We start from the raw sequence: 3,747 nt of genomic DNA on the forward strand, positions 1-3,747 counted from the left end.
GGGGGTCGGGGGTCGGGAGACGGGCGGGCGTACGCTGGGAGCCCCCGGCCCGTACGACGTGTCGGGTGGTTCGCGTTGCCCTCTCCCCGGGATGGAAGCCCTTCATGAGCCTGCACGGTCTGCTGAACGCGGTGGTACGGGACCCGGCGCTCGCCGAAGCGGTCGAGGCCGCCACCGACGGCCACCGGATGCATGTCGACCTCGTCGGCCCGCCCGCCGCGCGCCCCTTCGCGGTCGCCGCCCTGGCCCGCGAGAGCGGGCGCCCGGTGCTCGCGGTGACCGCGACCGGGCGCGAGGCGGAGGATCTGGCCGCGGCGCTGCGCTCCCTGCTGCCCGCGGACGAGGTGGCCGAGTTCCCGTCCTGGGAGACGCTGCCGCACGAGCGCCTCTCGCCCCGCAGCGACACGGTGGGCCGCCGGCTCGCCGTGCTGCGCCGCCTGGCGCATCCCCGGGACGACGATCCGGCGGCCGGCCCGGTCAGCGTGGTGGTCGCGCCGATCCGTTCCGTTCTGCAACCGCAGGTCAAAGGGCTGGGCGACCTGGAACCGGTGGCGCTGCGCACCGGGCAGTCGGCGGATCTGAACGAGATCGTGGCAGGCCTGGCCGCCGCCGCGTACTCGCGCGTGGAGCTGGTCGAGAAGCGCGGCGAGTTCGCGGTGCGGGGCGGCATCCTGGACGTCTTCCCGCCGACCGAGGAGCATCCGCTCCGGGTCGAGTTCTGGGGCGACGACGTCGAGGAGATCCGGTACTTCAAGATCGCCGACCAGCGGTCTCTCGAAGTCGCCGAGCACGGGCTCTGGGCGCCGCCCTGCCGCGAGCTGCTGCTCACCGACGAGGTGCGCCGCCGGGCCGCCGCCCTCGCCGAGCTCCACCCGGAGCTGGGCGAGCTGCTCGGCAAGATCGCCGAGGGCATCGCGGTCGAGGGCATGGAGTCCCTCGCGCCGGTCCTGGTCGACGAGATGGAGCTGCTGCTCGACGTGCTGCCCAAGGGCGCCATGGCGGTCGTCTGCGACCCGGAGCGGGTGCGCACCCGGGCGGGCGACCTGGTGGCGACCAGCCAGGAGTTCCTCCAGGCCTCGTGGGCGGCGACGGCCGGCGGCGGCGAGGCCCCGATCGACGTCGGCGCGGCCTCGCTGTGGGGCATCGCGGACGTCCGCGACCGGGCCCGCGAGCTCGGCATGATGTGGTGGACCGTCTCGCCCTTCGGGGCCGACGACACCGACCTGGACACGGCGGCCCCGGCCGATGACGCGGCGGGCACCCTCAAGCTCGGCATGCACGCGCCGGAGACCTACCGGGGCGACACCCAGCGGGCCCTCGCGGACACCAAGCAGTGGCTCGCGGACGGCTGGCGCGTGGTCTACGTCACCGAGGCGCACGGCCCGGCCGCCCGCACCGTGGAGGTCCTCGGCGGCGAGGGCATCGCCGCCCGCCTCGCCGTGCTGGACGCGAAGAAGGGCAGCCCGGCCGAGATCGCCCCCTCGGTGGTCCACGTCGCCTGCGGCGCCATCGACCACGGCTTCGTCGACACGGCCCTGCGCCTCGCCGTGCTCACCGAGACGGATCTGACCGGGCAGCGCACGGTCAGCAAGGACCTGGGCCGGATGCCGGCCCGCCGCCGCAAGACCATCGACCCGCTCACCCTGGAGGTGGGCGACTACATCGTGCACGAGCAGCACGGCGTGGGCCGCTATCTGGAGATGGTCCAGCGGACCGTCCAGGGCGCCACCCGCGAGTACCTGCTCGTGGAGTACGCCCCCGCCAAGCGCGGCCAGCCCGGCGACCGGCTCTACATCCCCACCGACCAGCTGGAGCAGGTCACCAAGTACGTCGGCGGCGAGGCCCCGACCCTGCACCGGCTCGGCGGCGCTGACTGGACCAAGACCAAGCAGCGGGCGAAGAAGGCGGTCAAGGAGATCGCCGCCGACCTCATCAAGCTGTACTCGGCGCGGATGGCCGCCCCCGGCCACGCCTTCGGCCCCGACACCCCCTGGCAGCGCGAACTGGAGGACGCCTTCCCGTACGTGGAGACGCCCGACCAGCTCTCCACGATCGCCGAGGTCAAGGAGGACATGGAGAAGACGGTCCCGATGGACCGGCTGATCTGCGGCGACGTCGGCTACGGCAAGACGGAGATCGCGGTCCGCGCGGCCTTCAAGGCGGTCCAGGACGGCAAGCAGGTCGCGGTGCTGGTCCCCACCACGCTCCTGGTCCAGCAGCACTACGGCACCTTCTCCGAGCGGTACGGCCAGTTCCCGGTGAACGTGAAGGCGCTGAGCCGCTTCCAGACCGACACCGAGGCGAAGGCGACCCTGGAGGGCCTGCGGGACGGCGCCGTCGACATCGTCATCGGCACCCACCGCCTCTTCTCCTCCGAGACCAAGTTCAAGGACCTCGGCCTGGTCATCGTCGACGAGGAGCAGCGCTTCGGCGTCGAGCACAAGGAGCAGCTGAAGAAGCTGCGCGCCAACGTGGACGTGCTGACGATGTCCGCCACCCCCATTCCCCGTACGTTGGAGATGGCGGTCACCGGCATCCGCGAGATGTCGACGATCACCACCCCGCCGGAGGAGCGCCACCCGGTGCTGACCTTCGTGGGGCCGTACGAGGAGAAGCAGATCGGCGCCGCGATCCGGCGCGAGCTGCTGCGCGAGGGCCAGGTCTTCTACATCCACAACCGGGTCGAGTCCATCGACCGGGCGGCGGCGCGGCTGCGCGAGATCGTGCCGGAGGCACGCATCCGCACCGCGCACGGGCAGATGGGCGAGTCCGAGCTGGAGCAGGTCGTCGTGGACTTCTGGGAGAAGAAGTTCGACGTGCTCGTCTCGACCACCATCGTCGAGTCCGGTATCGACATCTCCAACGCCAACACCCTCATCGTCGAGCGCGGCGACAACTTCGGCCTCTCCCAGCTCCACCAGTTGCGCGGCCGGGTCGGCCGTGGCCGCGACCGCGGGTACGCCTACTTCCTCTACCCGCCGGAGAAGCCGCTCACCGAGACCGCCCACGAGCGCCTGGCGACCATCGCCCAGCACACCGAGATGGGCGCGGGCATGTACGTGGCAATGAAGGACCTGGAGATCCGCGGCGCGGGCAACCTGCTCGGCGGCGAGCAGTCCGGGCACATCGCGGGCGTCGGCTTCGACCTGTACGTACGGATGGTGGGCGAGGCCGTGGCGGACTACCGGGCGCAGCTGGAGGGCGGGGCGCAGGAGGAGGCTCCGCTGGAGGTCAAGATCGAGCTGCCGGTGGACGCGCACGTCCCGCACGACTACGCGCCGGGCGAGCGGCTGCGCCTCCAGGCCTACCGGGCGATCGCCGCGGCCAACTCCGAGGAGGACATCCGGGCCGTCCGCGAGGAGCTCACCGACCGGTACGGCAAGCTGCCCGAGCCGGTGGAGAACCTGCTGCTCGTGGCCGGGCTGCGGATGCTGGCGCGGGCCTGCGGGGTCGGCGAGATCGTGCTCCAGGGCGCCAACATCCGCTTCGCGCCGGTGGAGCTGCGCGAGTCCCAGGAGCTGCGTCTGAAGCGGCTCCACCCGCGTACGGTCATCAAGGCGCCCACCCGGCAGATCCTGGTGCCGCGCCCGACGGCGGGCAGGATCGGCGGCAAGCCGGTGGTGGGCCGCGAACTGCTGGCGTGGACGGGCGAGTTCCTCACCACGATCCTGGGGTCGTGAGCCGGGCCCGGCGGCCGTAGGGGGCCACGCGGGCGGCGCCGCCGGGCCCGGCTCACGACCCCAGGAT

The 3,747-nt window shown here is 72.6% G+C and carries 1 protein-coding gene; it reads left to right on the top strand.

Annotated features, from left to right (window positions below; genetic code table 11):
* Positions 1-104: 104 nt before the first annotated feature.
* On the top strand, positions 105-3,680 hold the full coding sequence (mfd, locus tag ACJA3G_RS32685; RefSeq protein ID WP_406556655.1) for a transcription-repair coupling factor: 3,576 nt from the start codon (positions 105-107) through the stop codon (positions 3,678-3,680).
* Positions 3,681-3,747 lie beyond the last annotated feature (67 nt).

This window comes from Streptomyces sp. YS-3 (genome assembly GCF_045257485.1).
GTDB lineage: Bacteria > Actinomycetota > Actinomycetes > Streptomycetales > Streptomycetaceae > Streptomyces.